The sequence below is a fragment of the Pelistega sp. MC2 genome (assembly GCF_900099475.1).
Classification (GTDB): Bacteria; Pseudomonadota; Gammaproteobacteria; order Burkholderiales; family Burkholderiaceae_B; genus Taylorella; species Taylorella indica.
Genome location: NZ_LT628275.1, coordinates 894,780 through 920,162 on the forward strand (window position 1 = coordinate 894,780; position 25,383 = coordinate 920,162).

At 39.4% G+C, this 25,383-nt stretch carries 23 protein-coding genes and 1 pseudogene; 21 read left to right on the forward strand and 3 right to left on the reverse strand.

What is annotated here, in order from left to right; translation table 11 throughout:
• The first annotated feature begins 119 nt into the window (after positions 1 to 119).
• Both clpB and BQ4443_RS09890 read left to right on the forward strand, forming a co-directional pair.
• Positions 120 to 2,693 (forward strand): ATP-dependent chaperone ClpB, encoded by a 2,574-nt coding sequence (clpB, locus tag BQ4443_RS09885; protein ID WP_071058804.1) that lies wholly within the window; start codon positions 120 to 122, stop codon positions 2,691 to 2,693.
• 61 nt (positions 2,694 to 2,754) lie between these two features.
• A complete protein-coding gene (locus BQ4443_RS09890; RefSeq protein ID WP_023951339.1) occupies positions 2,755 to 2,997 on the forward strand; it encodes an accessory factor UbiK family protein in 243 nt (80 codons plus the stop codon).
• Positions 2,998 to 3,148: 151 nt separating this feature from the next.
• Here the strand turns inward: BQ4443_RS09890 and BQ4443_RS09895 are convergent, their stop codons facing one another.
• Positions 3,149 to 3,631, reverse strand: coding sequence for a YbaK/prolyl-tRNA synthetase associated domain-containing protein (locus BQ4443_RS09895; protein ID WP_071058806.1), 483 nt, complete (start codon positions 3,629 to 3,631; stop codon positions 3,149 to 3,151).
• A 114-nt stretch (positions 3,632 to 3,745) separates the two neighbouring features.
• On the opposite strand from BQ4443_RS09895, the gene BQ4443_RS09900 reads away from it, so the two are divergent.
• The 6 genes and pseudogenes from BQ4443_RS09900 (at position 3,746) to BQ4443_RS09925 (ending at position 10,368) form a co-directional block, all read left to right on the forward strand.
• Positions 3,746 to 4,618: a DMT family transporter gene (locus tag BQ4443_RS09900; RefSeq protein ID WP_071058808.1), complete on the forward strand. Its 873-nt coding sequence runs from the start codon at positions 3,746 to 3,748 to the stop codon at positions 4,616 to 4,618.
• A gap of 98 nt (positions 4,619 to 4,716) precedes the next feature.
• Entirely contained in the window at positions 4,717 to 5,622 is a 906-nt protein-coding gene (locus BQ4443_RS09905) for a LysR family transcriptional regulator (RefSeq protein WP_071058809.1), read from the forward strand.
• Positions 5,623 to 5,765: 143 nt separating this feature from the next.
• Positions 5,766 to 6,956, forward strand: coding sequence for a CaiB/BaiF CoA transferase family protein (locus BQ4443_RS09910; protein ID WP_023951333.1), 1,191 nt, complete (start codon positions 5,766 to 5,768; stop codon positions 6,954 to 6,956).
• A 30-nt stretch (positions 6,957 to 6,986) separates the two neighbouring features.
• The gene (locus tag BQ4443_RS09915; RefSeq protein WP_023951331.1) at positions 6,987 to 7,910 is read left to right on the forward strand and encodes a hydroxymethylglutaryl-CoA lyase; all 924 of its coding nucleotides are present in this window, start codon (positions 6,987 to 6,989) and stop codon (positions 7,908 to 7,910) included.
• 114 nt (positions 7,911 to 8,024) lie between these two features.
• Positions 8,025 to 8,990, forward strand: a complete 966-nt coding sequence (locus tag BQ4443_RS09920; protein WP_071058811.1) for a Bug family tripartite tricarboxylate transporter substrate binding protein — start codon at positions 8,025 to 8,027, stop codon at positions 8,988 to 8,990.
• Between the two features lie 343 nt (positions 8,991 to 9,333).
• A pseudogene (locus BQ4443_RS09925) lies at positions 9,334 to 10,368 on the forward strand (IS481 family transposase).
• A gap of 117 nt (positions 10,369 to 10,485) precedes the next feature.
• On the opposite strand, the gene rho reads toward BQ4443_RS09925, so the two are convergent.
• Entirely contained in the window at positions 10,486 to 11,742 is a 1,257-nt protein-coding gene (gene rho, locus BQ4443_RS09930; protein ID WP_023951327.1) for a transcription termination factor Rho, read from the reverse strand.
• A gap of 67 nt (positions 11,743 to 11,809) precedes the next feature.
• The gene (trxA, locus tag BQ4443_RS09935; RefSeq protein WP_071058813.1) at positions 11,810 to 12,136 is read right to left on the reverse strand and encodes a thioredoxin TrxA; all 327 of its coding nucleotides are present in this window, start codon (positions 12,134 to 12,136) and stop codon (positions 11,810 to 11,812) included.
• 343 nt (positions 12,137 to 12,479) lie between these two features.
• On the opposite strand from trxA, the gene parE reads away from it, so the two are divergent.
• The 13 genes from parE to BQ4443_RS10000 all read left to right on the forward strand — a co-directional run bounded on the left by parE (position 12,480) and on the right by BQ4443_RS10000 (position 25,381).
• Complete coding sequence (gene parE / locus BQ4443_RS09940) at positions 12,480 to 14,450, forward strand: DNA topoisomerase IV subunit B (protein ID WP_071058815.1); 1,971 nt, start codon at positions 12,480 to 12,482, stop codon at positions 14,448 to 14,450.
• Positions 14,450 to 16,753: a DNA topoisomerase IV subunit A gene (gene parC / locus BQ4443_RS09945; RefSeq protein ID WP_071058817.1), complete on the forward strand. Its 2,304-nt coding sequence runs from the start codon at positions 14,450 to 14,452 to the stop codon at positions 16,751 to 16,753. Before parE ends, parC begins: the two co-directional genes overlap by 1 nt.
• Before the next feature lie 125 nt (positions 16,754 to 16,878).
• Positions 16,879 to 17,919 (forward strand): CDP-6-deoxy-delta-3,4-glucoseen reductase, encoded by a 1,041-nt coding sequence (locus BQ4443_RS09950; RefSeq protein WP_071058819.1) that lies wholly within the window; start codon positions 16,879 to 16,881, stop codon positions 17,917 to 17,919.
• A gap of 175 nt (positions 17,920 to 18,094) precedes the next feature.
• Positions 18,095 to 18,397: a type II toxin-antitoxin system HigB family toxin gene (locus tag BQ4443_RS09955; RefSeq protein WP_023948942.1), complete on the forward strand. Its 303-nt coding sequence runs from the start codon at positions 18,095 to 18,097 to the stop codon at positions 18,395 to 18,397.
• Entirely contained in the window at positions 18,387 to 18,737 is a 351-nt protein-coding gene (locus tag BQ4443_RS09960; protein WP_031273980.1) for a helix-turn-helix domain-containing protein, read from the forward strand. Before BQ4443_RS09955 ends, BQ4443_RS09960 begins: the two co-directional genes overlap by 11 nt.
• 205 nt (positions 18,738 to 18,942) lie before the next feature.
• A complete protein-coding gene (locus BQ4443_RS09965; protein ID WP_071058821.1) occupies positions 18,943 to 19,341 on the forward strand; it encodes a TrbG/VirB9 family P-type conjugative transfer protein in 399 nt (132 codons plus the stop codon).
• 69 nt (positions 19,342 to 19,410) lie between these two features.
• Complete coding sequence (alaS, locus tag BQ4443_RS09970; protein ID WP_071058823.1) at positions 19,411 to 22,026, forward strand: alanine--tRNA ligase; 2,616 nt, start codon at positions 19,411 to 19,413, stop codon at positions 22,024 to 22,026.
• A gap of 18 nt (positions 22,027 to 22,044) precedes the next feature.
• Positions 22,045 to 22,287 (forward strand): sulfurtransferase TusA family protein, encoded by a 243-nt coding sequence (locus tag BQ4443_RS09975; RefSeq protein WP_023948936.1) that lies wholly within the window; start codon positions 22,045 to 22,047, stop codon positions 22,285 to 22,287.
• 128 nt (positions 22,288 to 22,415) lie between these two features.
• Positions 22,416 to 22,661, forward strand: a complete 246-nt coding sequence (gene rpsP / locus BQ4443_RS09980) for a 30S ribosomal protein S16 (RefSeq protein WP_023948934.1) — start codon at positions 22,416 to 22,418, stop codon at positions 22,659 to 22,661.
• 118 nt (positions 22,662 to 22,779) lie between these two features.
• Positions 22,780 to 23,376 (forward strand): ribosome maturation factor RimM, encoded by a 597-nt coding sequence (gene rimM / locus BQ4443_RS09985; protein ID WP_023948932.1) that lies wholly within the window; start codon positions 22,780 to 22,782, stop codon positions 23,374 to 23,376.
• Between the two features lie 9 nt (positions 23,377 to 23,385).
• Positions 23,386 to 24,159 (forward strand): tRNA (guanosine(37)-N1)-methyltransferase TrmD, encoded by a 774-nt coding sequence (trmD, locus tag BQ4443_RS09990; RefSeq protein ID WP_071058825.1) that lies wholly within the window; start codon positions 23,386 to 23,388, stop codon positions 24,157 to 24,159.
• A gap of 45 nt (positions 24,160 to 24,204) precedes the next feature.
• Positions 24,205 to 24,696: a low molecular weight protein-tyrosine-phosphatase gene (locus tag BQ4443_RS09995; RefSeq protein ID WP_031273978.1), complete on the forward strand. Its 492-nt coding sequence runs from the start codon at positions 24,205 to 24,207 to the stop codon at positions 24,694 to 24,696.
• 181 nt (positions 24,697 to 24,877) lie between these two features.
• The gene (locus tag BQ4443_RS10000; RefSeq protein WP_023948926.1) at positions 24,878 to 25,381 is read left to right on the forward strand and encodes a Fe-S cluster assembly transcription factor; all 504 of its coding nucleotides are present in this window, start codon (positions 24,878 to 24,880) and stop codon (positions 25,379 to 25,381) included.
• The last annotated feature ends 2 nt before the right edge of the window (positions 25,382 to 25,383 follow it).

Genomic DNA, 25,383 nt, shown 5'->3' on the forward strand with positions numbered 1-25,383 from the left:
ATTCAAAAAAAATCTCTTGAAAATCAGTATCTGTCCCTAATATAGTGAGTATAGAAAATTATCCACATAATGAAGGGCAATAAGCTTCTATATGTGGTGTTGTGTAAAGGATTAAGATTATGAGAATGGATAAATTAACAACCAAATTTCAGCTTGCTTTAGGTGATGCCCAAAGCTTGGCATCTCGCAATGATAATCAATATATTGAACCTCATCATGTGTTGGCAGTTATGCTAGCAGACTCAGAGTCAGGTGTAGCCAGTTTATTATCAAGAGCTGGTGTGCAAGTACCCGCCTTACAAGCTAAGCTAAAAAAAGCTATTGACGGTTTCCCAAAAGTAGAGGGGGGAGCTGAAGTACAGATTAGTCGAGTACTCAATCAGATTTTATTACGTACAGACAAAGAAGCCGCCAAGAGAGGTGATACCTTTATCGCTACGGAATTATTTTTAATTGCATTGGCAGAAGATACGACTGATATTGGTGAATTATTGCGTAGTTCTGGTTTACAAAAACAAGCGTTAAGTGCCGCTGTTGAAGCTGTTCGTGGAGGAAGTCCTGTGACCGATCAAGAAAGTGAATCAAATCGTGAAGCATTAAAAAAATTTACCACTGATTTAACTGAGCGTGCTCGTAAAGGTAAGTTGGATCCCGTAATTGGTCGTGATGATGAAATTCGCCGTGCTATTCAGATTTTACAACGTCGTAGTAAAAATAACCCAGTATTAATTGGTGAGCCTGGTGTAGGTAAAACAGCGATTGTTGAAGGGTTAGCACAACGTATTGTAAATGACGAAGTACCAGAATCTTTGCGTGGCAAACGAGTCTTATCATTAGATATGGCTTCTTTATTAGCAGGTGCAAAATACCGTGGTGAGTTTGAAGAGCGTCTAAAAGCCGTGCTTAAAGAGCTTGCACAAGATGAAGGACAAAATATTGTTTTTATTGACGAAATTCATACTATGGTTGGTGCAGGTAAAGCAGAAGGTGCGATTGATGCCGGTAATATGCTAAAACCAGCTTTATCACGAGGTGAATTACATTGTATTGGTGCTACAACATTAGACGAATATCGTCAATATATAGAAAAAGATGCGGCCTTAGAGCGTCGTTTCCAAAAAGTCTTAGTGGATGAGCCTGATGTTGAAGCGACTATTGCGATTCTACGTGGGTTAAAAGAACGTTACGAGATTCACCATGGCGTAGAGATTACTGACCCTGCGATTGTTGCAGCAGCTGAGTTAAGTAATCGTTATATTACAGATAGATTTTTACCCGATAAAGCGATTGATTTGATTGATGAAGCCGCTGCCCGTATCAGAATGGAAATTGACTCTAAACCAGAGGTGATGGATAAATTAGATCGTCGTATTATTCAGCTAAAAATCGAACGCGAAGCTGTTCGTAAAGAGGATGATGATGCATCTAAACGTCGTCTACAACATATTGAAGAAGAGTTAGGTAAGCTTCAACGTGAATATGATGATTATGAACAAGTATGGAAAGCAGAAAAAGCCTCTGTACAAGGTGCTCAATCTATCAAAGAAGAAATTGACAAAATCCGTGCTCAAATGGCAGATTATCAACGTAAAGGTGAATTTGGAAAATTATCTGAATTGCAATACGGTAAATTGCCTGAATTAGAAGCTCGTTTAAAAACAGCAGAATCAAGTGAAACTCAAAATACTTTATTACGTACGGAAGTAGGTACGGAAGAGATTGCAGAGGTAGTATCACGTGCGACAGGTATTCCTGTTTCAAAAATGATGCAAGGCGAGCGTGCTAAGTTATTAAGCATGGAAGAGCAATTGCACAAACGAGTGGTTGGTCAAGACGAAGCGGTACGTTTGGTGTCTGATGCGATTCGTCGTTCAAGAGCGGGTTTATCTGATCCAAGCAAACCTTATGGTTCGTTCTTGTTTTTAGGTCCTACTGGGGTAGGTAAAACAGAGTTGACTAAGGCATTAGCAAACTTCTTATTTGATTCTGAAGATCATCTTGTCCGAATTGATATGAGTGAGTTTATGGAAAAACACTCAGTTGCTCGTTTAATTGGTGCGCCTCCTGGATATGTAGGTTATGAGGAAGGTGGTTATTTAACAGAAGCTGTACGTCGTAAACCTTATAGCGTCATTCTATTGGATGAAATTGAGAAAGCACATCCAGATGTGTTTAATGTATTGCTACAAGTGCTAGATGACGGTCGTTTAACTGATGGTCAAGGTCGTACTGTTGATTTTAGAAATACAGTGATTGTCATGACATCAAATATTGGTTCACAACAAATTCAGTCTTTGAGTGGCGAACCTTATGAAACGATTAAAACAGTGGTATGGGAAGAGTTAAAACAATCTTTCCGTCCAGAGTTCTTAAACCGTATTGATGAAGTAGTGGTATTCCATGGCTTAGATAATAAACACATTGCCAATATTGCTCGTATTCAATTATCACGTTTAGAGCAACGATTAGCTTCTCAAGAAATGCATTTAGAAGTTTCTGAAGAGGCTTTAGCGAAAATTGCTGAAAATGGTTTTGATCCAGTGTTTGGTGCGCGTCCATTAAAACGTGCTATTCAACAATATTTGGAAAATGCCTTATCTAAACGTATTTTAGAAGGTGATTTTGGTGCCAATGATACGATTGTTGTGGGTGTGGATGGTGATAATTTTACCTTCACTAAAAAAGGTGCGTAAGAGATCGCCACAATCAAGTACAATATGATTAAATTGGTAGTAATTATTAAGGATATGCTTTATGTTTAAACCAAATGAAATGTTTGAAGAGTTTCAGAAAAATGTTCAGGAACTCATTGCCAAAAGTCCAGCGGCGGATATTGAGAAAAATGTCAAAGCATTTATGGCTCAAGGTTTCGCTAAAATGGATTTGGTTACTCGAGAAGAGTTTGATATCCAGCGTGCATTAGTGGATAGCTTACGTAACCGAGTAGAGCAGTTAGAAGCTGCTGTGGCTGTACTTGAGGAAAAAGATAAAGCTTAATTCATTCAAACAGTTGTGAGAATGGCTATATCCGTATTGTTTGTTTTTACACTTGCTACAAAATAGTTAGTGTTAAAAATATACCCCATCCTATTATGTATTAACTGGTTTTTTATGGTTAATCCTACTTTAGGTTGGGGTTTTTCTTTGTCTAGTTAATAAATTCTATTAATTTAGGTTGGGCAATTTTTGCATAATCAGTGGTTTTCAAGACAATGGATTTTTCTAATGTTCCCGCATTAAAAGCTAGCTCAGGATAGCGTTGTAATAGGCTTGGATCGGCGACTAGCATTAATTCAGGATGAAAACTAAAAGGAGGGATTGCACCAAAGACACAATCGGTTAAGCGGGTAACTTCATCAGGACTAGCGAGAGAAGCACGAGTTCCTCCTAAAGCAAGGGCTACTTTTTGTAAATTAGCTTGTTGATCGGCAGGAAGTACGGCGAGCACATATTGCTTGATACCATTGCCTTTTATTTTGCAAACCAGTGCCTTAGCACCTTGACCGACTTCTGTACCACGGATTTTTGCCACTTCTTCTGACTTTCCAGCAGAGGGGTGTTCAAGGGCTTGAAAGCTAGCATGTTGTTGTTCTAAAAGGGAAATTAATTGTTGATAAGTATGTTCTGACATAAAAGCAAAGGGTAAATCTGAAAAATTAAAAGAAAATAAGCTATAAGTCGTGTAATTAGTTTAAGATGTTCAAACTATTTAGTGCTATTTTGCATGATTATTCTTTAAAAATCTATGTGGTATCTTATTCTTGCCTTACTCATCTGGAGTAGTTCTTTTGTCGCAGGTAAAGCGGCGTTTGAAATGCTTGATCCTGTCTTAACGGTACAGTCACGCTTTATTATTATTAGTATTATTTTATTGCCTGTCTTTATTAAGCATTGGCGAAAAGTCGATAAATCGTTACGACCAAGGTTATGGTTGTTAGGCTTTTTAAATTATCCTTTGGTGGGGATATTACAGTATTTAGGGTTGAGCTTTACTTCAGCCTCTAGTGCTATCACGATTATTGGACTTGAACCACTATTAGTTGTCTTTATAGGACACTTTTTTTATAAAGATAAAGCACGCTGGTTTCATTGGCTATTTGGACTAGTGGCCTTTATTGGGGTAGCTTTATTGGTTAAGGGTGATACAACAGGTGGAGAGATTTCACTACTGGGTTGTATGTTAATGTTTGTATCGTGTTCTGTGTTTGCTTTTTGTTTACGTATTACACAACGAATGCTAAATACAATAGGTTCAGCAGCCTATACGCCTATCTCTATTGTACTTGGCATGATTACCTGTATCCCATTCAGCCTAGTATTAACGCAGAGTTGGACTATCCATTTTAGTTGGACTGGTTTATTTGGTTTGCTTTATCTTGGTATAGGATGTAGTTGGCTGGCTTATGTACTATGGAACAAAGGTTTGCCTCAGACCGATAGTAATGTGGCAGGGATTTTAACGGCTTTAGAGCCAATTTTTGGTGTGATTTTAGCCATGATTTTATTAGGTGAAAAAGTATCGTTATTATCATGGTCAGGGATTGCTCTTATTATGCTTTCAACGATTGGGTCTAGTCTTTTAACAAGGTATTTAAAACCAGCTTCACAGCAACAATAGACATTAATCTTTTTAGTCGATAGAGAAAGTATAAAATAAGGTGTGTAATAGCACTTAATGGACAGTATTGTCTTGGCAAATCAATATAGTTGATCGTTATGAATTTATCACGGTTTGATCCCTTAACACTTCGATTATTTCTAGCTGCAGCAAGTACCTTAAATTTGACCAAAGTGGCTGCTGAGATGCATATGACATTGTCAGCAGTGAGTAAACGCATTAGTGAGCTGGAAAAAGAGCTTGGTTGCTCATTGTTTGTGAGGCAGGCACGAGGATTAGAATTAACGGCGGCAGGAAGAGGGTTGATTAGTCATGCAGAAAAAGTGTTATTTGCGATTAATCGGCTGAGTGCCGATATGCAAGACTATGCTTTGGGTTTAAAAGGTCAGGTTAGATTATGGGCTAATACGTCTTCCATTATTCAATTTCTACCCAAGGACTTGGCATTATTTTCACAACAACATCCAGATATTCATTTAAATTTAGAAGAAAGAAATAGTATTGATATTATCACTGCTTTAACACAAGGAAGAATAGATATAGGTATTTTTGCCGATAATGTACCTAGCCCATCTATTGAGAAATTTCTTTATCGTCAAGACGAGTTAGTGGTATTAGTCCCCGTTCAGCATCCATTATCACTCAAGCAACAGCTGAACTTTATTGATGTGCTAGCCTATGATTTGGTGGGGTTATCTGAGGGGGCTTCGCTATTAAAACGTTTACAAGATGCCTCATTACAAGCACAAACACCGTTAAAATTACGTGTACAAGTTAATAGCTTTGATGCTATTTGTCGTATGATCGAAGCTGGTTTAGGAATTGGTATCTTACCCTTACAATCCGTTCCTCCCGAAATACTTGGTAAGCGTTTAATTTATATTCCACTCAATGAGCCATGGGCAATGCGAACACTTTGGATAGGTGTTCGATCTCTATTGGGACTTACCCCAGATGCTCTCAGTCTATTACAGTTTCTCAAAAATACGCCCACAATAAAATAACGTTAATTATCAATGGATTACCGCTTTTGTATGGATGTACAAAGTTAAGCCTTGAAAATTAGGAAAGGGTTATTCAAAAATTACCGATTCACAACACAGTAACCTTATTGCAATATAGATTAACAATAGCAATGAGGTGAAGTATGGCAAAGCCATTAGATGGAATTAAAGTTTTAGAATTAGGTCAATTAATTGCAGGACCATTTGCCTGCAAAATGTTGGCTGAATTTGGTGCGGAAGTGATCAAAATTGAACCACCTGAAACAGGCGATCCATTACGTAAATGGCGACTATTGCATAATGGAACATCAGTGTGGTGGGCTTCTCAATCTCGGAATAAACAATCAGTCACCTTAAATTTACATACGCCAGAAGGACAGGAAGTCATACGTAAAATTATTCCTACAGTAGATGTTTTAGTAGAGAACTTTCGTCCAGGAACCTTAGAAAAATGGGGATTAGGTTGGGAAGAGCTTAAAAAAATTAATCCTAAGTTAATTATGTTACGCGTGTCTGGTTATGGACAAACAGGACCATATAAAGATTTACCTGGATTTGGTGTGGTTGGTGAAGCTATGGGGGGATTACGACATTTAAGTGGTGAGCCTGGTCGTCCACCAGTACGTGTAGGCGTCTCTATCGGTGATTCTTTATCGGCGTTGCATGGTGTGATTGGGGTGTTATTAGCCTTGCGAAATCGTGAAACCTTAAATGGTAGTGGTCAAGTAATTGATGTTGCGCTTTATGAATCAGTCTTTAATATGATGGAGAGTATGGTCGCCGAATATTCAGTTTTTAACGAAATTCGTCAACCCGCAGGTAGTAGTTTGCCTGGTATTACACCGAGTAATGCCTATCGCTGCAAAGACGGCAAGTATGCATTAATTGCAGGCAATGGCGATAGTATTTTTAAACGATTAATGACGCTAATCGGAAGAGAAGATTTAGCACAAGAGGAGCGTTTTGCTCATAATGACGGTCGTTCCAAGGAAGCCGCCTTCATTGACGGTGTAATTGGTGATTGGGCTGCACAGCATTCATTAGAAGATGTGTTGACGGCATTGAATGAACAACGCATTCCAGCAGGTCGAATTTATGATATTGAAGATATTGTTAACGATCCGCATTATAAGGCACGTGATATGTTGATTGAGGGCCAATTAGAAGACGGTACACCAGCAATATTGCCAGGTATTTTGCCTAAGCTGAGTGAAACCCCGGGCAGTGTTGAGCGAGCAGCGCCTACGTTGGGACAGGATACACATGCTGTCTTGCAATCATTAGGTATTTCAGAAACAACACAGGCGGATTGGAAAGCGAAGGGCATCATTTAATAACGGTTAAGAACAAGAGAGTGATTAATAATGACACGTGTATATATTAATGAGGTTGCTTCTAGAGATGGTTTTCAGAATGAAGCAGTATTTATTCCCACAGACGAAAAAATTTCGTTTATTAATACACTATCAGAAAGTGGTTACGCCAAGATAGAAGTGACGTCCTTTACCTCACCAAAAGCGATACCGGCACTTAAAGATGCAGAAGTGGTGATGCATGAAATTCATCGAAATCCAGACGTTGTGTATACGGCACTAGTACCCAATTTACGAGGGGCTGAAAGAGCGTATGATTCACAGGTTCAAGAGTTTAATTTGGTGATGTCACTGAGTGAAACGCATAATCGTGCCAATTTACGCATGCGCCGAGAAGGCTCGTTCGAACAATTAAAAACAGTGATTGATACTTATCAAGATAAAGTATCGATTAATGTATCATTTTCTACTGTATTTGGTTGCCCCATGGAAGGTGATATTGCCGTTAGTGATGTACTAGCCTGGATAGAGAAATTTAGCCATATTGGGGTGAATAAATTTACCTTATGTGATACGACAGGGATGGCCTATCCTAAACAAGTGCAAGATCTGTTTGCACAAGTAAAAAAACATTTTCCAGAAACGGATATTACCGCTCATTTTCATAATACACGAGGAATGGCGCTTGCTAATACTATGGCGGCTTTAGATGAGGGGATTATACGGTTTGATGCTTCCTTGGGTGGGTTAGGAGGATGCCCTTATGCTCCAGGTGCTTCAGGTAATGTGAGTACGGAGGATTTAGTCCATATGCTTGCATTAAATGGTTACGATACGGGCGTTAATTTATCCAAAATATGTGCATTAGCCCAACAATTACCACGATTGATTCAGCATGATATTTCAAGCCAAGTGAGTAAAGCTGGACCTCGATCTAGGCTATATCCAGCACCTGATTATATCCAGACTATTTAATTTTTTAAACAGAATAGATTTTATTAAAAAATAGTGAATCATCATCACAACAATGAGTAAATTTTAATTATTTTTAGATAACCATAGTAGACCTACTTAAATGGAGACAGCAGTATGACATTAAAAACATTGACCTTATCTACATTGACTTGTGCCTTAGCCATGCATTCTGCTTATGCAGAAACGTATCCAACTAAACCTATTACGTTAATTGTATCGGCGGCGCCAGGAGGTACTACCGATATTGCTGCACGCATGGTAGCTGAACCCTTAAGTAAAGCATTAGGCCAGTCTGTAGTGGTAGAAAATAAACCAGGTGCAGCAGGCAATATTGCTGCACAACAGTTACTTAAAAGTAAAGCAGACGGCTATACGCTATTATTGCAATACTCAGGTTACCAAGTGATTACTCCTAGTGTTATGAAAGTACAATGGGATCCGGTAAAAGATTTTGCCCCTGTTGCCAATGTGTTGTCTGCGCCACAAGTGCTCGTGGTAAAAAAAGACTTACCCGTAAATTCAATGAAAGACTTAATTGAGTACGCAAAAGCTCATCCAGGCAAATTGAATTATGCCTCTTCAGGTAATGGTTCTTTGCAGCATGTCACCACAGAATTACTCAATCAAATGGCTTCAATTGAGACAACTCATGTACCTTATAATGGCACAGGTCCTGCTTTAACAGACTTGTTAGGTGGTTTGATTGACTTTACCGTGACTACACCTCCACCCCTATTAGCCCATATTAAGGCAGGTAGTATTAAACCATTAGTTGTGACGAGTAATACAAAATTAGATAGCTTGCCAGAAGTACCAACAGCGGCTGAAGCAGGATTGCCAGATCTTCAGGTATCTTCTTGGTTTGCTATGTATGCACCAAAAAATACGCCAAAAGAAGTGGTTGAAAAGTTAACCACAGAAATTCATAAAATTATGGAAACACCAGAGTACAAAGCGAAAGCACAAACTTTAGGAGCAACAGCAGAGTATATGGATGCAGAACAGTTAGGCAAGTATACCCAACAAGAAGTTGATCGTTGGAAAAAAGTAGTGGATGCAGCAGGAATTAAACAGCAGTAATTTCCTGTATTGAAAACGGCAGACCAGCTTAACAAAGAATGGCTTGTTTTAATACAAAAATAAAAAACTCGGTAAGGCTAATAGCTTTACCGAGTTTTTTAGGCAATAATTTGTAGAAGTTCAGACCAAATCTGACAAATGAGTTGCAAAAAAGAGAGTTTCCCGTTTGAATAAGAGGTGCGAATCTTTTAAACAAACAAAAGGAAACTCTCATGTTACATACTACCAATAATGTGATTAAATGTAGAAGTTCAGACCAAATCTGACAAATGAGTTGCAAAAAAGAGAGTTTCCCGTTTGAATAAGAGGTGCGAATCTTTTAAACAAACAAAAGGAAACTCTCATGTTACATACTACCAATAATGTGATTAAACATAAAGCAGGACTGCTTAATTTAGCAGAGCAATTAAAAAATGTGTCGCAAGCATGCAAAATTATGGGCGTATCGAGGGATACATTTTATCGCTATAAAGAATTGGTTGAAGAAGGCGGTATAGAGGCACTCATTGATCGTAATAGACGGGTGCCTAACCTTAAAAATAGAGTGGACGAAGCCACTGAGTTAGCGGTGATAGAGATGGCGATTCATTATCCTGCCTATGGTCAACTAAGAATTAGCAATGAGTTGCGTAAACAGGGAATATTTGTATCACCTAGTGGTGTTCGTTCCGTTTGGTTGCGGCACAACTTGGAGAACTTTACCAAACGTCTAAACGCCTTAGAGGCGAAAGTACAGCAAGAAGGAATTATTCTGAATGAGCAACAAATACAAGCTCTTGAACGCAAGAAAGATGAAGAGTAAGCCATGGGTGAGATTGAAACCGCGCATCCTGGCTATTTGGGTTCACAAGATACCTTTTATGTGGGGCATTTAAAAGGGGTAGGACGTATTTATCAGCAAACATATGTCGATACTTACAGTAAAGTAGCGCATTGTAAGCTATACACCTCTAAAACCCCTATTACTTCTGCAGACTTACTTAATGATCGTGTATTACCTTTTTATGCAGAGCATGATTTACCTGTATTACGCATTCTGACAGATAGAGGAACAGAGTTCTGCGGTAAGGTAGAGCATCATGATTATGAGCTTTATCTAGTTATTAATGAAATTGAGCATACAAAGACTAAGGCTCGATCACCTCAAACCAATGGTATTTGCGAGCGCTTCCATAAGACCATTTTGCAGGAGTTTTATCAAGTAACGTTCCGCAAAAAACTCTATGCTGATTTAGATAGTTTGCAAAAAGACCTAGACGAATGGCTTGATTTCTATAATAATGAACGAACTCATCAAGGAAAGATGTGCTGTGGGCGAACACCCATAGAAACATTGATTGATGGTAAACAGATTTGGAACAGCAAAAAGCTGAGCTAAATCTAATCTGACAGACACCGCTTGTCAAACGGGGAACTGTCAGATGAAGTCTGAACTTCTACAAATAATTCATTAAGATTTAAACAATTGATGTTTTTGTTTATTCTTAATCTAGCGTTATCGCTTCATCAGTTCAAAGAACTCGTCATTGGTTTTGGTTGAGCGAATTTTATCTAAGATAAATTCCATCGCTTCCACTTCATCCATTTCATGAATAAACTTACGAAGTACCCACGTTTTTTGTAATGTCTCAGGTTTCATTAACAGTTCTTCTCGACGAGTGCCAGATTTGTTAAGGTTAATAGCAGGGTATAAGCGTTTTTCTGCTAAACGACGTTCTAAATGGATCTCACAGTTACCTGTGCCTTTAAATTCTTCATAAATTACATCATCCATACGGCTACCTGTTTCAATCAGTGCTGTGCCGATAATGGTTAATGATCCACCTTCTTCAATTTTACGTGCGGCACCAAAGAAACGTTTGGGGCGCTGTAGTGCATTTGCATCAACACCACCGGTTAGGACTTTACCTGATGATGGAACAACAGTGTTATACGCCCGCGCTAAACGAGTAATAGAGTCTAACAGAATAATCACATCTTTTTTTAGCTCAACTAAACGTTTTGCCTTTTCAATCACCATTTCCGCTACTTGTACATGACGTGTAGCTGGTTCATCAAAGGTGGATGCGACCACCTCACCACGGACAGTGCGTTGCATTTCTGTTACTTCTTCAGGACGCTCATCAACGAGTAATACGATTAACGTGGCATCAGGATAATTAGTAGTTAAAGAATGAGCAATATGCTGCATCATAACAGTTTTACCTGATTTAGGGCTTGCTACGATAAGAGCACGTTGACCTTTACCAATAGGAGCAAAAATATCAAGAATGCGTCCCGTACGGTTTTCTTCACTCTTGATATCACGTTCTAGAATAAGTGGTTGGTCAGGGTGTAAAGGCGTTAAGTTTTCAAACATAATGCGATGTTTCATCGCTTCTGGTGCAATGCCGTTTACTTTTTCTACTTTGACCAGAGCAAAGTAACGTTCACCATCTTTAGGGACTCTGACTTCACCTTCAATAGAGTCACCTGTATGTAAATTAAAACGGCGAATCTGAGAAGGAGAAATATAAATATCGTCAGTACTTGCTAGATAGGATGAATCAGGAGAGCGTAGAAAACCAAAGCCATCAGGTAATACTTCAAGTACACCATCACCAAAGATTTGTTCACCTAATTTTGCACGACGCTTCATAATTTGAAACATGAGTTCCTGTTTACGGAAGCGGTTAGCGTTTTCGATTTCTAGGCCTGCAGCAATGTCTAACAGAGCCGAAACATGCAATGTTTTTAATTCGTTTAAATGCATTATGTTATGAATATGGAGGATTAAAAGTGTGGTGGGCTAAAGAAATAGCCCACGCGACGAGAGTTTATTAGATATTACTTTCAACAAATTTAGTCAAATCAGATTTATTCACAGCGCCGACTTTAGTCGCTACTGTTTTACCTTCATTGAAAATCATCAGTGTTGGGATGCCGCGGATGCCAAATTTAGCGGCAATTTCAGGGTGCTGTTCAACGTCAACTTTAACGACTTGAACTTTATCACCTAGCTCATTAGCCACTTCATCTAGAAGAGGGGCAATCATTTTACATGGACCACACCAAGGTGCCCAGTAGTCTACTAATACAGGTTTACCAGACTGTAAAACATCAGCATCAAAGCTGTCTGTCGTAGCATGTTTAATTAAATCGCTCATTGTTGTTACCTCATAGTGAGAGTAAAAAAATAAAATATGAAAGTCCCTGCCTATCAACATATTTTGTATAAGTCGTATAAGTATTCACCAATAAAGCTTGTTGGGAAATTAGTGAGGGAACTAGAATTAGTGTTACGAGGATAAGACCAGATGGTAGATTTTTCTCATAGTCATCAATCTTAGTGGTCTAATCTATCTGATGTACCGTATTGTACAACTTTTTTTTTCTGATGGTTAAAAGCCATAAAAAATATTAAAAAAATTCCTTAAGACCTAGCTTATTCCCCAGAGGTAGTGGAAAAGGCTATAAAATACTGATTTTTTACACAGTAGAGATTTTCAGGTGGCGAGTAAAGATAATTACGATGAAAGCTCGATTCGGGTTCTAAAAGGCTTAGAGCCTGTGCGCGAGCGTCCAGGTATGTACACCCGTACAGATAATCCCTTGCATATCATTCAAGAAGTGATTGATAATGCAGCTGACGAAGCATTAGCAGGTTTTGCCAAAAAGATTCAAGTCACATTAAATACAGACCAAAGTATTACGGTTGAGGATGATGGTCGTGGTATTCCTGTAGGATTGCATCCAGAAGAGAAAGTGCCTGTAGTAGAAATTGTCTTTACTCGACTCCATGCGGGTGGTAAATTTGATAAAAAAGCGGGTGGTGCCTATGCGTTTTCTGGTGGCTTACATGGTGTAGGCGTATCAGTGACAAATGCTTTATCCACCAAATTAGAGGTAGCCGTAACACGTGATGGACAGGTGAATGAGCTTATTTTTGCCGATGGTGGTAATGTACAAACGCCATTGCATGTGATTGATACGGCACCTAAGCGTAAGTCTGGTACGCGTGTTCGAGTCTGGCCAGATGCTAAATATTTTGATTCAGCTACTATTCCTCAACAAGAGTTGATTCATTTACTGCGTAGTAAAGCTGTGTTAATGCCAGGTGTTCAAGTTAGCTTGACGATTGAAAAAACGGGAGATACGCGTAAATGGGTTTATGAAGACGGTTTGGCGGGGTATCTTAAAGAAGAATTGAATGATGTGGATTTGTTAATCCCTTTGTTCAATGGTCAAGAATATGCAGGAGCCCATCATGAGCAATTTGCTGAGGGAGAAGGTGCTGCTTGGGTAGTTGCTTGGACAACAGAAGGCAATGTTGTGCGAGAGTCTTATGTGAACTTAATTCCAACAGTTAATGGCGGAACACATGAGTCAGGGCTACGTGAGGGTTTGTTTCATGCCTTAAATGCGTTTGCTGGTATGCATAATTTACTTCCGAAAGGCATTAAACTGTTACCAGAGGATGTTTTTTCACGTGCTAGTTTTGTTCTATCGGCTAAAGTACTTGATCCACAGTTTCAGGGGCAAGTTAAAGAGCGTTTAAATAGTCGTGATGCCGTTAAATTAGTCAGTGGTTTTGTTAAGTCTGCGTTTGAGTTATGGTTAAATTCGCATGTTGATTACGGCAAGAAACTGGCTGAGTTTGCGATTGCACAAGCTCAAGCTCGTTCTAAGTCAGCGCAAAAAGTAGAAAAAAGAAAAAGCTCTGGGGTGGCTGTTTTACCCGGTAAGTTAACCGATTGTGAGTCAAATGATGTCACTCGTACCGAAGTGTTCCTTGTTGAGGGAGACTCTGCTGGTGGATCAGCGAAAAAAGGACGTGATAAGGAGTTCCAAGCCGTCCTGCCTTTACGAGGTAAGGTACTTAATGCATGGGAGGTGGATAAGGATCGTCTATTTGCTAATAATGAAATTCATGATATTTCGGTGGCGATTGGTGTAGATCCTCATGGCCCTAATGATAATCCAGATTTATCAGGGTTGCGTTACCGCCGTATTTGCATTTTATCGGATGCGGATGTGGATGGCTCGCATATTCAGGTATTGTTATTGACGTTATTTTATCGTCATTTTCCCAAACTCGTAGAAAATGGTTTTGTCTATGTCGCACAGCCACCATTATTTAGAGTGGATGTCTCGGCTCAAGGTAAACGACCTGCACGCAAATTTTATTGTTTGGATGCTGAAGAATTGGCGAGTATTCAAGATAAATTAATTAATACTGAAAATATTCGTGAGTCTGCGCTAACAGTGAGTCGTTTCAAAGGGCTAGGTGAAATGAGTGCAGAACAATTAAGAGAAACCACTTTAAATCCAGATACGCGACGTTTATTACGAGTGGGCTTTGGTCAATTAGATCAGGAACAAACGCTAGCTATGTTTGATATGTTAATGGGTAAAAATGAATCTAACCAACGTCGTTCTTGGATAGAAGAAAAAGGTAACTTAGCAGATTTGGATGTGTGATGAGCGAACAAAATAATTTATTTACAGTAGAAGAAAATGGTGAGCCAAGTCTTACCTTAGGATTGTACGCTGAAAAAGCTTATCTAGATTATGCTGTTTCAGTAGTAAAAGGGCGTGCTTTACCTGAAGTAGGTGACGGTCAAAAACCTGTGCAACGTCGTATTTTATATGCTATGGATAAGATGGGCTTACGCTCTGGTGCCAAGCATGTGAAGTCTGCGCGCGTAGTAGGTGATGTATTGGGTAAATACCATCCACATGGTGACCAAGCCGCTTATGAAGCAATGGTGCGTATGGCTCAGGACTTTACGCTTCGCTATCCATTAATTGATGGTCAAGGTAACTTTGGTTCTCGCGATGGCGATAGTGCGGCGGCAATGCGCTATACCGAAGCTCGTTTAACGCCAATTGCTAGTCTTTTGCTAGATGAGTTAGATGAGGGGACAGTTTCGTTTATTCCTAATTATGACGGTAGTGAACAAGAGCCTCAAATGTTGCCTGCACGGCTACCGATGATGTTATTAAATGGTGCGTCAGGCATTGCTGTTGGGATGGCGACTGAAATTCCCTCACATAACCTTAATGAAATCGCCAGTGCTTGTATTGCTTTATTGAAAAAGCCACAAATTAGTGATGAAGAACTTTATCAATTGGTTCCCGGCCCAGATTTTAGTGGTGGGGCACAAATTATTTCTTCCCCAGAGCTGATTCAGCAAATTTATGCAACAGGTCGTGGTTCACTAAAAATGCGTGCTCGTTTTGAGTTTGAGGAATTAGCAAGAGGGCAATGGCAATTAGTGGTGAATGAATTACCTCCTAATACATCAGCCCAAAAAGTGTTGTTAGAGATTGAAGAAATTACGAATCCAAAAGTTAAGGCAGGTAAGAAAACACTAACTCAGGAGCAACAACAAGCTAAAGCAGCAATGTTAGCTTTGCTTGATAGCCAAAAAGATGAGTCAGGAATGGAAGCGGATGTACGATTAGTATTTGAGCCAAAGTCCTCCCGTGTTGACCGCCATGAGTTTGTAAATGCGTTGTTGGCTAGTACCAGTATGGAATGTAGCGTTCCAATTAATCTAGTTTGTATCGGTATTGATGGTAGACCAAAACAGCGCTCATTAAGAGAAATTCTAGTTGAATGGCTGTCATTTAGAACAGACACAATGACTCGTCGATCACAGCATCGCTTAGATAAAATTATGGCTAGGATCCATATCCTAGAGGGACGTCAAATCGTTTATCTTAATGTGGATGAGGTGATTCAGACTATTCGTGAATCAGATGAGCCAAAACCAGCATTAATGCAACGTTTTCAGTTATCTGAGTTACAGGCTGAAGATATTTTAGAAATGCGCTTGCGTCAATTAGCCAAGTTAGAAGGCTTTAAAATTGAGCAGGAGCTTGATGAAAAACGTCAAGAACAAGCTAAATTAGAAGATTTATTGGAAAATCCTTCTTCGCTAAAACGTTTAATGATTAAAGAAATTGAACAAGATGCGAAAAAATTTGGCGATGATCGTCGTACCATTATTGAGGTGGCAGAGCGTGCTGCTGTGGAAAATAAGGTTGTGGATGAGCCAGTTACTGTGATTGTGTCTGAAAAAGGCTGGTTGCGTGCACGCCATGGTCATGGTCATGATATGTCAGCAGTTGGTTTTAAATCGGGTGATAAATATTATGCTTCCTATGAGTGCCGTAGCGTGGATACGCTAATTGGTATTGGTTCAAACGGTCGTGTGTATTCAGTACCAGTTTCTCATCTTCCTTCTGGACGAGGAGATGGTCAGCCTATTACTGCTATGATTGATTTAGAAAGCGGTACTCATATAGCTCATATTATTGCTGGCACAGAAAATAGTCGTTGGTTACTGTGTCAAGATAATGGTCTAGGTTTTAGTGCTCGTATCAGTGATATGAGTACTCGTCAAAAAGCAGGTAAAGCATTTATTAATTTAGAAGATAAAGCTAAGATATTAAGACCTGTGCTATTGCCCGATAATACTCAATATATTGGTATGTTGACAAAAACTAATCGTTTCTTAATGATTGATGTCAATGAAGTGAAAGCCTTAAGTGGTGGCGGGCGTGGTACTATTTTGATGACGTTTGATGCCAAAGATACATTTGCCCAAATTCTGGCTGTGACTGAACAAGGTATTATGGCAACTGGCGTTTATCGGAACAAGGATGTTGAGGATTTAATTGCCTTGGGCGATTTGCAGGAATTTGTGGGTAAACGTGCTCGCAAAGGTAAGGCATTAAATTTGCGCATTAAACAAGCAACATTATTGCCATTATAATAATGATACGGTTGTCAAAGAAAGCTTGACCACAGATTAATTATTGAAAACTAATGGCTCAGTTTGTCTGAGGGTGCTGCTATTCCAGCACCTTTAGACTGTTTATTTGGAGTGTAATCACCATCATGACTTATAAAATTACTATTGAATCTACTCAGCATACATTTACGGCGAAGGAGGGGCAAACTATCTTAGATGCCGCACTTGAGCACGATATTGTATTGCCTTATAGCTGTCGTACAGGCTCTTGTACCAGTTGCAAGGGTAAGGTAGTTTCTGGTGATTATGAGCCGGGAATTGGGACTGAGCGTCTTATTTCAGAAGAAGAGCGTGCACAAGGGATGTGTTTATTTTGTGAGACTAAACCTGAATCGGATTTAGTCATTCAAGCACGTGAAGTACGTATGTCTTCAGATATTCAAGTAAAAAAGATTCCTGTGCGTGTAAGTGAAATGGAAAAACTCTCTGACGATGTAATGCTGCTTAAATTACAAACACCAGCTTCAGATGTGTTTCGCTATGAAGCAGGACAATATGTAGAATTTATTTTAAAAGATGGCAGTCGTCGGGCATATTCTTTAGCGACAAGACCCCAAGAAGGAGCCGCTTTAGAATTACATATTCGTCATATGCCGGGCGGTCTTTTTACCGATCATGTATTTGGTGCTAGTACAGCGATGAAAGTACGAGAGATTTTGCGATTAGAAGGACCGTTAGGATCATTCTTTTTGCGCAAAAACTCTGAAAAACCTATTGTATTGTTGGCGAGTGGTACTGGATTTGCCCCACTAAAAGCGATAATGGAAGAGGTTATTGCAGTAGGTATTACGCGTCCTATCGTGCTATATTGGGGAGGTCGTCGTCCTACTGATATTTATATGATGGACTTGTGCCGTTCATGGGAAGCGTTATTGCCGAACTTTACATTCATTCCTGTTGTTTCTGATGCCTTACCAGAAGATAATTGGACGGGGCGTACAGGCTTTGTACATGCGGCTGTCTTAGAAGATATTCCTGATTTAACTGACTATCAAGTTTATGCGTGTGGTGCGCCAATTGTGATTTCGAGCGCAAGAGACGCTTATGCCGCAGCGGGTTTGCCTGTTGAAGAATTCTTTGCTGACTCATTTACATCGGCAGCCGATATTGCTAAGTTACAAGGATAATTATTATAAAACTCGTGCGGATGGATAACGTTATCCATCCGTAGTTTTGGCAATAGAAAAGAACTCGCATTTTGGGCAATATATTGAGATGATTTTCTTTTTTCTTATTAGTAAAGAAGATACTTGTAAATTCCCAAAAAGGGAATTAAAATAATTTCAATAGTTTAGAGTGATTATGCGAGTGATAGCCAAGCGTACTTTAGTCCATTTTTGGGGACTGTATAAAGATGCTCAACGTCCGCTGGAAGCGTGGCATGATATTGTTTTAAAGGTTGATTGGAAATCACCACAAGATGTGAAGGCTACTTTTGCGAATGCGAGTATCTGTAGACACAATCGAGTAGTTTTTAATATAGCGGGTAATAAGTATCGATTAGTCGTAGAAATTGCTTATCAGATTGGTGTGGTTTGGGTTAAATTTATCGGTACTCATAAGGACTATAACGAAATTAATGTAGAGGAAATCAATGAATATTAAGCCAATTCGTAATGATGATGATTTAACTCTTGCATTTATGGCGCTTGAAAAAGTTTTTCAAGCAGATAATGGTACACCAGAAGCAGATGAAAGAGATATTTTATTAGCGCTCATTGAGTCTTATGAGTCAAAGCATTATGTGATTGCTCATGCCAATCCTATAGACGCCATTAAGTTTAAAATGGAACAAGAGAATCTAACACGTGATGATTTAGCACCGTATCTAGGAGCCAAAAGTAAAATTTCAGAAGTTCTGAATGGAAAGCGCCCCTTAAGTTTAACGATGATTAAAAACTTACATCACGGCTTACAGATTCCTTACGAGAGTTTAATTGCATAAAAGCTGCATACCGAAAACTAACTTCTAGCTGGTGGTCAGATAGTCTGTAATCTCTTAACTGTAATTTTGACGTGCAGTTTTTTGTCTTGATTAAGGGTGGACAACGTTATCCGTCCGTAGTTTTGTCAATAGAAATCGGATGGTATTTTCTCTGAAAATAATTGGGTTGATTTAAAAACTCAACTATTTATAAGGAGAAATTTATATGTTTTTATTGCCTAATCGCTTAAAAAATGTCTTTGCTATGATTGTTTTCCCCGTAATGGTAGGTTGTACGACACAAGCAGACTGGTTACTTAAAAAAAGGCAATACCCTGATTGGGAGTTTAGTCCTCGCTCGGTTAATCAATATTCGTTTGCATGGCAAATGCAGGGAGATGAAGCACTGCTTCCTATGCAAGTGTTTAGTACACAGGATGAAGTATGGGTTGAGCTTTGGCCTACGCAAACAGTGCCAGCCATATTAAGTATAGATCCTAAGACGCAGCAACAAACCGTGCAAAATGTCTATCGCAATTATCCTTATGTAGTGGTTAAGGGACACTTTGCACAATTATTATTAAAGAGAGGAGATAAGGAGGTATTTTTGTGGCACAAGCCTTAGTTTTTATCTATTATGGCTAATTCGCTTATAATAAACGGTTATCTTATTTTTCCTTTCTCTTAAATAACGATGAAAACAGCAGAAATTCGCTCAAAGTTTTTAAACTTTTTCCAATCTAAAGATCATACGATTGTTAAATCATCTTCATTAATTCCAGCTAATGATCCTACGCTATTGTTTACCAACTCTGGTATGGTTCAATTCAAAGATGTTTTTACTGGCAAAGATACTCGCCCATATAAACGTGCCACAACAGCGCAGCGTTCGTTGCGAGCGGGTGGTAAGCACAATGACTTAGAAAATGTGGGTTATACAGCACGTCACCATACGTTCTTTGAGATGTTAGGTAACTTTAGTTTTGGTGATTATTTCAAAGAGAGTGCAATTAGTTATGCATGGGAGTTATTGACGACTGTATATATGTTGCCGAAAGAGAAGCTTTGGGTCACTGTGTACTTTGAAGATGACGAAGCGTACAACATTTGGAAAGATAAGATTGGCGTGCCTGCCGAAAGAATTATTCGTATTGGTGACAATAAAGGCGCACGTTATGCATCAGACAATTTCTGGCAAATGGCTGATACTGGTCCTTGTGGTCCTTGTTCTGAAATTTTCTATGATCATGGTCCAGATGTCTGGGGAGGCCCTCCAGGATCACCTGAAGAGGATGGCGATCGTTATATTGAGATTTGGAACTTAGTATTTATGCAATTTGAACGAGACAAAGAGGGTGTATTGCATCCATTGCCTCATCCTTGTGTAGATACTGGTATGGGATTAGAACGAATTGCGGCTGTTTTACAGCATGTTCATTCTAACTATGAGATTGATTTATTCCAAAATCTTATTAAAGCAGCGGCACGTGAGACAAGCACGAGTGATTTAAGTAATAACTCACTAAAAGTCATCGCAGACCATATCCGTGCATGTAGTTTTATGATAGTGGATGGTGTGATTCCCGGTAATGAAGGACGTGGTTATGTGTTGCGCCGTATTATTCGTCGCGCTTTACGTCATGGTTATCAGTTAGGGCAGACAAAACCTTTCTTTAATAAATTAGTGGCTGATCTTGTTGTTCAAATGGGTGAGGCTTATCCAGAATTGGCTGAGCAACAAGAGCGTGTCGTTGCCGTTCTTAAGCTAGAAGAAGAACGCTTCCAAGCGACACTAGAAAAGGGTATGAAAATCCTAGAAGAGAACTTAGAGGGTTTGAAAAAAGGTGGTGTGCTTGATGGTAAAACAGTCTTTACTTTGTACGATACTTATGGTTTCCCATTTGACTTAACGGCTGATATTTGTCGTGAACGTGGAGTTGAAGTGGATGAGAAAGGATTTGAAGCGGCAATGGAACACCAACGTGAAACAGCACGTGCAAGTGGTAAGTTTAAAACGCATCAATCCTTAAGTTACTCAGGTCAGCATACAGACTTCCAAGGGTATGTTAGCTTAGAAACAGAATCAAAAATTTTAGCTATCTATGTAGAAGGGGTATCTGTTGCAGAAGCAGCCGAAGGTCAAGAGGTTGTATTAGTCCTTGATCAGACACCATTCTATGCTGAATCAGGTGGTCAAGTGGGTGATGCCGGTGCGTTAACTGGCTATGGTAATGCTGTTGAGGTGCACGATACACAAAAGATTACAGCTAATGTTTTTGGTCACTACGGTACAGTAACTTTAGGTCAAATCAAAGTAGGTGATAAGGTACAAGCTCATGTGAATGTACAACGTCGCCAAAGTATTACACGTAACCACTCAGCAACTCACTTGATGCATAAAGCATTACGTCAAGTATTAGGTGGTCATGTTCAACAAAAAGGCTCATTGGTTGATGCCGAAAAAACACGTTTTGACTTTTCTCATGATGCTCCTGTGACTCCAGCGCAAATTGCTGAAGTTGAGGCAATTGTGAATGCTGAAGTATTAGCCAATACAGAGGTTCATGCACAAATGATGTCGTTTGATGATGCTGTTGCTGGTGGAGCGATGGCATTGTTTGGTGAGAAGTATGGCGATGAAGTTCGTGTATTAGATATTGGTTTCTCTCGTGAGCTTTGTGGTGGTGTACATGTTAAACGTACTGGTGATATTGGCCTATTTAAGATAGTATCAGAGGGAGGTATTGCCTCTGGTATTCGTCGTGTAGAGGCGGTAACTGGATTGAATGCATTACAGTGGGTTCATCAACTTAACGATAGTGTAAACAAAACGGCTGCTTTATTGAAAGCTCCTCCAGCTGATCTATATGAACGTAGTAAACTGGCACAAGAACAAACACGTCAATTAGAAAAAGAGCTAGAGCATACCAAAGAAAAATTAGCGGTAGCATTAGCGAGTGATTTGGCTTCTCAAGCTAAAGATATCAAAGGCACTAAAGTATTAGTGACTAGCTTGAAAGATGCCGATACTAAATTCTTACGTGATATCGTTCCTCAGTTGAAAGACCGTTTGCAATCAGGCATTGTGGTATTAGCAGCTGAGGTTGATGGTAAGGCTAGTGTAGCTGTTGGCGTAACTAATGATAAAACAGCCCAAGTTAAAGCGGGAGAGTTAGTTGCCTTTATCTCTGAAAAATTAGGGGGCAAAGGCGGCGGTCGTCCAGATATGGCAATGGGTGGTGGTGTCCAGTTAGATGCACTGCCTGATGCATTAGCAGCTGTTCCTGCATGGATTGATGCTAAGCTTTAAATGGTATAGGTGTAGAAGATGAGCGATTTTCCTCAGGAAGATTTAGCCATTGATGCAACAGGATTGGTTTGTCCTTTGCCGTTATTGCGAACTAAAAAAGCCTTACAAGGTTTAGAAAGTTCGCAGGTGTTAAAAGTTGCCACGACAGATAAAAGTGCGGTTAGCGACTTTAAAGCATTTGCAAAACAAACTGGGCACGAGATCTTGTTGCAAGTATTGATTGATGATAAAACCACTTGGCACTTTATTAAAAAGCGCTAAGTGCATTGTTGTAAAATAGCGTGTTTTTTATATTTCTTTACGCTAAGTATTGATTTATTTAGTAAAAACTTATAAAATTATACGTTTATTGAATTATTTAACTAACTTTTTAAAGAGGAATAACCCCCATGGTGGTGATTCGTTTAGCCCGTGGTGGCTCTAAAAAACGTCCATTTTATAATATCGTAGCAGCTGATTCACGCAATCGTCGTGACGGTCGCTTTATTGAGCGTGTTGGTTTTTACAACCCAGTAGGTAGTGAGTCAGCAGAAAATTTACGTATTGCTGTTGATCGTGTTGAATACTGGAAATCAAACGGTGCTCAGGTTTCTGATGCAGTTGCTCGTTTATTAAAAGAATTCAAACCAGCTTAATTTATTGGGTTTGTGTTTGTATAAACTGCTCTTGTCAGTTTAGTAATGGCGGCCGGTGGCAATTGATGTGCTAGCGGTCGTTTTTCTTGTGACTTAACATAGCGAAAAAAGAGTACCCATGAGTGAGCAAATACCAGATGATTTAGTTGAAGTCGGTAGAATTAGTGATGCCTATGGTGTTCAAGGTATGATTAAAGTCATTCCTTTTTCTGAACAAGAGACGATTCTATTAGATGTAGATACATGGTGGCTGATGCGTGCAGATCTTAAGGGTAAGCCTTTGGAGTCTATGCGTAATGCTAATCTTGTACGTAGTCGTGCACAAGGTAGTTCTGTCGTGGCACGTTTGCGAGGAATCGCAGATAGAGATCAAGCTCAAGCACTAAAAGGTACAACGGTTTATATTTCGCGTGCTGATTTTCCTAGTACCGATGATGATGAATTTTATTGGGTAGACTTAATCGGTTGTAGTGTATATAGTTTGCAGACAGATCCAGCTGGGTTAATTGGTGTGGTAACCGAAGTCTCTGATAATGGTGCTCATGGTGTTTTACATGTACAACGTCAGCAACAAATATTAGGGCAACAGTATGAGCCTATGCTTAATGCCAAAGGTAAACCCATTGAAGTATTAATTCCCTTTGTTAAACAAACTGTTCCTGAGGTAGATTTGGCTAAGCGTACTATTTTTGCCGATTGGCCTGTTGATTTTTAAGAGGCTAGGGTGAGAGTTGATATCATCACCTTGTTCCCTGAAATGTTCAAGACAGTAACAGATTTAGGGGTAACGGGAAGGGCGCATCAAAAGGGTCTTTGGCAATTAAAGACATGGAATCCTCGTGATTTTACACATGATGTTCATCATACTGTAGATGATAGACCTTATGGTGGTGGTCCGGGCATGGTGATGCTGGCTGAACCTTTGCAAAAAACGCTAGAAGCAATAAAACATGATTTATCAGCTCAAGGTCTTAATCATCCCGTGTATTTACTAAGTCCTGTTGGTGCAGTATTCAAACAAAGCCAAGCACAGGTTATGATGAACTCAAGTGGGTTTATTTTAATCTGTGGACGTTACGAAGGAATTGATCAGCGCTTTATTGATACTTGTGTTGATGCTCAGTTATCACTTGGTGATTTTGTGCTTTCAGGTGGTGAAATTGCCGCATTAGCAGTGGTAGATAGTATTGTGAGATTGCTACCGGGTGTCTTAAATACGCATGAGTCTGCTTTGCAAGACTCTTTTCATGAGTCACAGTCAGGCTTGTTAGATAGTCCTCACTATACACGACCTGAGATTTATCAACAAATACCTGTGCCAGAGGTATTGTTGTCAGGGCATCATAAAAAAATAGCTCAATGGCGAAGAGAACAATCACTTGCTTTAACGATAAAATATCGCCCTGATTTGATTGAAAAAGCCAAGGCTAACCACCAATTAACAAAACAAGATTTAGATTTCTTAACAGTTCTTGAAAAAGCTAATAGTTTATTTTAGGAAAAACTTGATAAATAACTCGTTTTAGTTCAAACTATCACCACTATGGATACAAAAGTACTTTTCGTTTGCATGGGTAATATTTGTCGCTCACCGAGTGCAGTGGGCGTTTTGCGTCATTTAGTCCAAGAGGCTGGGTTGCAAAATAGCATTCAAATAGACTCAGCAGGAACACATGATTATCACATTGGTGAAGCTCCCGACGGCAGAGCTCAGTTTGTGACACGCAAGCATGGCTATGATATTAGCGATATTCGTGCACGCCAGATTACGCTCCAAGATATCAAAGAATATGACCTTATTCTCGCTATGGATTGGGAGTGTTTGTCATATCTTCAACAGTTAGCGCCTCGTCAAGAGCATCATAAATTAATGCTATTGATGCGTTACGCGAATGACTATGAAGAGGCGACAGTGCCAGATCCATTTTATGGTGGTGTTGATGGCTTCTTTAAAATGTTGGATTATTTAGAGGATGCCTGTCAAGGGATGTTTGAAGTCTTGAGTAAGCGCGTGACTCAATATCAAATAGCATAAGGCTAGTCTTATACTGTTGTTGATATTCCTCCTACCTCATTAACTCTCTTAAGAAAGAGGTAAAGGCTGCGTAAAAAGTCTTTATATTTCAATCATATTGCATTTTTGCATAAATCCCTAGTAATTTACTCGGATTTTTGTTATACTTGAGTAAATTACTTGGTTATGCAAGGAAAATGCTATGAGATTAACTACAAAAGGTCGTTTTGCGGTCACGGCAATGATTGATTTAGGTTTGCGTCATCATGCGGGCCCAGTTACATTAGCGGCTATTAGCCAGCGTCAAAATATTTCTCTCTCATATCTCGAACAGTTGTTTGGTAAACTTCGCCGTCACGAGCTTGTAGAAAGCGTGCGTGGCCCGGGTGGTGGTTATACCTTAGCAAAGTATGCGCGTGATATCACTATTGCGGATATTATTTTTGCGGTAGATGAGCCACTAGATGCCACTGCATGTGGTAATAAAACACCCTGTACAACAGGTAGAGATGGTAGAGAGAGTGGTCATTGTATGACACATGATCTTTGGAGTAACTTAAATCGTCGTATGGTCGATTATTTGGATTCAGTCACTTTGCAAGAACTTGTTGACCAACAAAGAATGCGTCAAGTCCAACATAATAACGAGACTAATCCCGTGCATATTCAACGCAAGACAGACGCGTTAAGTTCAGTATTAATGTAGAA

What these genes read in the sequence shown, in the direction of transcription:
- clpB (WP_071058804.1), top strand. Translation starts at nt 120, where the DNA reads ATGAGAATGGATAAATTAACAACCAAATTTCAGCTTGCTTTAGGTGAT.
- BQ4443_RS09890 (WP_023951339.1), top strand. Translation starts at nt 2,755, where the DNA reads ATGTTTAAACCAAATGAAATGTTTGAAGAGTTTCAGAAAAATGTTCAG.
- BQ4443_RS09895 (WP_071058806.1), bottom strand. Translation starts at nt 3,631, where the DNA reads ATGTCAGAACATACTTATCAACAATTAATTTCCCTTTTAGAACAACAA.
- BQ4443_RS09900 (WP_071058808.1), top strand. Translation starts at nt 3,746, where the DNA reads ATGTGGTATCTTATTCTTGCCTTACTCATCTGGAGTAGTTCTTTTGTC.
- BQ4443_RS09905 (WP_071058809.1), top strand. Translation starts at nt 4,717, where the DNA reads ATGAATTTATCACGGTTTGATCCCTTAACACTTCGATTATTTCTAGCT.
- BQ4443_RS09910 (WP_023951333.1), top strand. Translation starts at nt 5,766, where the DNA reads ATGGCAAAGCCATTAGATGGAATTAAAGTTTTAGAATTAGGTCAATTA.
- BQ4443_RS09915 (WP_023951331.1), top strand. Translation starts at nt 6,987, where the DNA reads ATGACACGTGTATATATTAATGAGGTTGCTTCTAGAGATGGTTTTCAG.
- BQ4443_RS09920 (WP_071058811.1), top strand. Translation starts at nt 8,025, where the DNA reads ATGACATTAAAAACATTGACCTTATCTACATTGACTTGTGCCTTAGCC.
- rho (WP_023951327.1), bottom strand. Translation starts at nt 11,742, where the DNA reads ATGCATTTAAACGAATTAAAAACATTGCATGTTTCGGCTCTGTTAGAC.
- trxA (WP_071058813.1), bottom strand. Translation starts at nt 12,136, where the DNA reads ATGAGCGATTTAATTAAACATGCTACGACAGACAGCTTTGATGCTGAT.
- parC (WP_071058817.1), top strand. Translation starts at nt 14,450, where the DNA reads ATGAGCGAACAAAATAATTTATTTACAGTAGAAGAAAATGGTGAGCCA.
- BQ4443_RS09950 (WP_071058819.1), top strand. Translation starts at nt 16,879, where the DNA reads ATGACTTATAAAATTACTATTGAATCTACTCAGCATACATTTACGGCG.
- BQ4443_RS09955 (WP_023948942.1), top strand. Translation starts at nt 18,095, where the DNA reads ATGCGAGTGATAGCCAAGCGTACTTTAGTCCATTTTTGGGGACTGTAT.
- BQ4443_RS09960 (WP_031273980.1), top strand. Translation starts at nt 18,387, where the DNA reads ATGAATATTAAGCCAATTCGTAATGATGATGATTTAACTCTTGCATTT.
- BQ4443_RS09965 (WP_071058821.1), top strand. Translation starts at nt 18,943, where the DNA reads ATGTTTTTATTGCCTAATCGCTTAAAAAATGTCTTTGCTATGATTGTT.
- alaS (WP_071058823.1), top strand. Translation starts at nt 19,411, where the DNA reads ATGAAAACAGCAGAAATTCGCTCAAAGTTTTTAAACTTTTTCCAATCT.
- BQ4443_RS09975 (WP_023948936.1), top strand. Translation starts at nt 22,045, where the DNA reads ATGAGCGATTTTCCTCAGGAAGATTTAGCCATTGATGCAACAGGATTG.
- rpsP (WP_023948934.1), top strand. Translation starts at nt 22,416, where the DNA reads ATGGTGGTGATTCGTTTAGCCCGTGGTGGCTCTAAAAAACGTCCATTT.
- rimM (WP_023948932.1), top strand. Translation starts at nt 22,780, where the DNA reads ATGAGTGAGCAAATACCAGATGATTTAGTTGAAGTCGGTAGAATTAGT.
- BQ4443_RS09995 (WP_031273978.1), top strand. Translation starts at nt 24,205, where the DNA reads ATGGATACAAAAGTACTTTTCGTTTGCATGGGTAATATTTGTCGCTCA.
- BQ4443_RS10000 (WP_023948926.1), top strand. Translation starts at nt 24,878, where the DNA reads ATGAGATTAACTACAAAAGGTCGTTTTGCGGTCACGGCAATGATTGAT.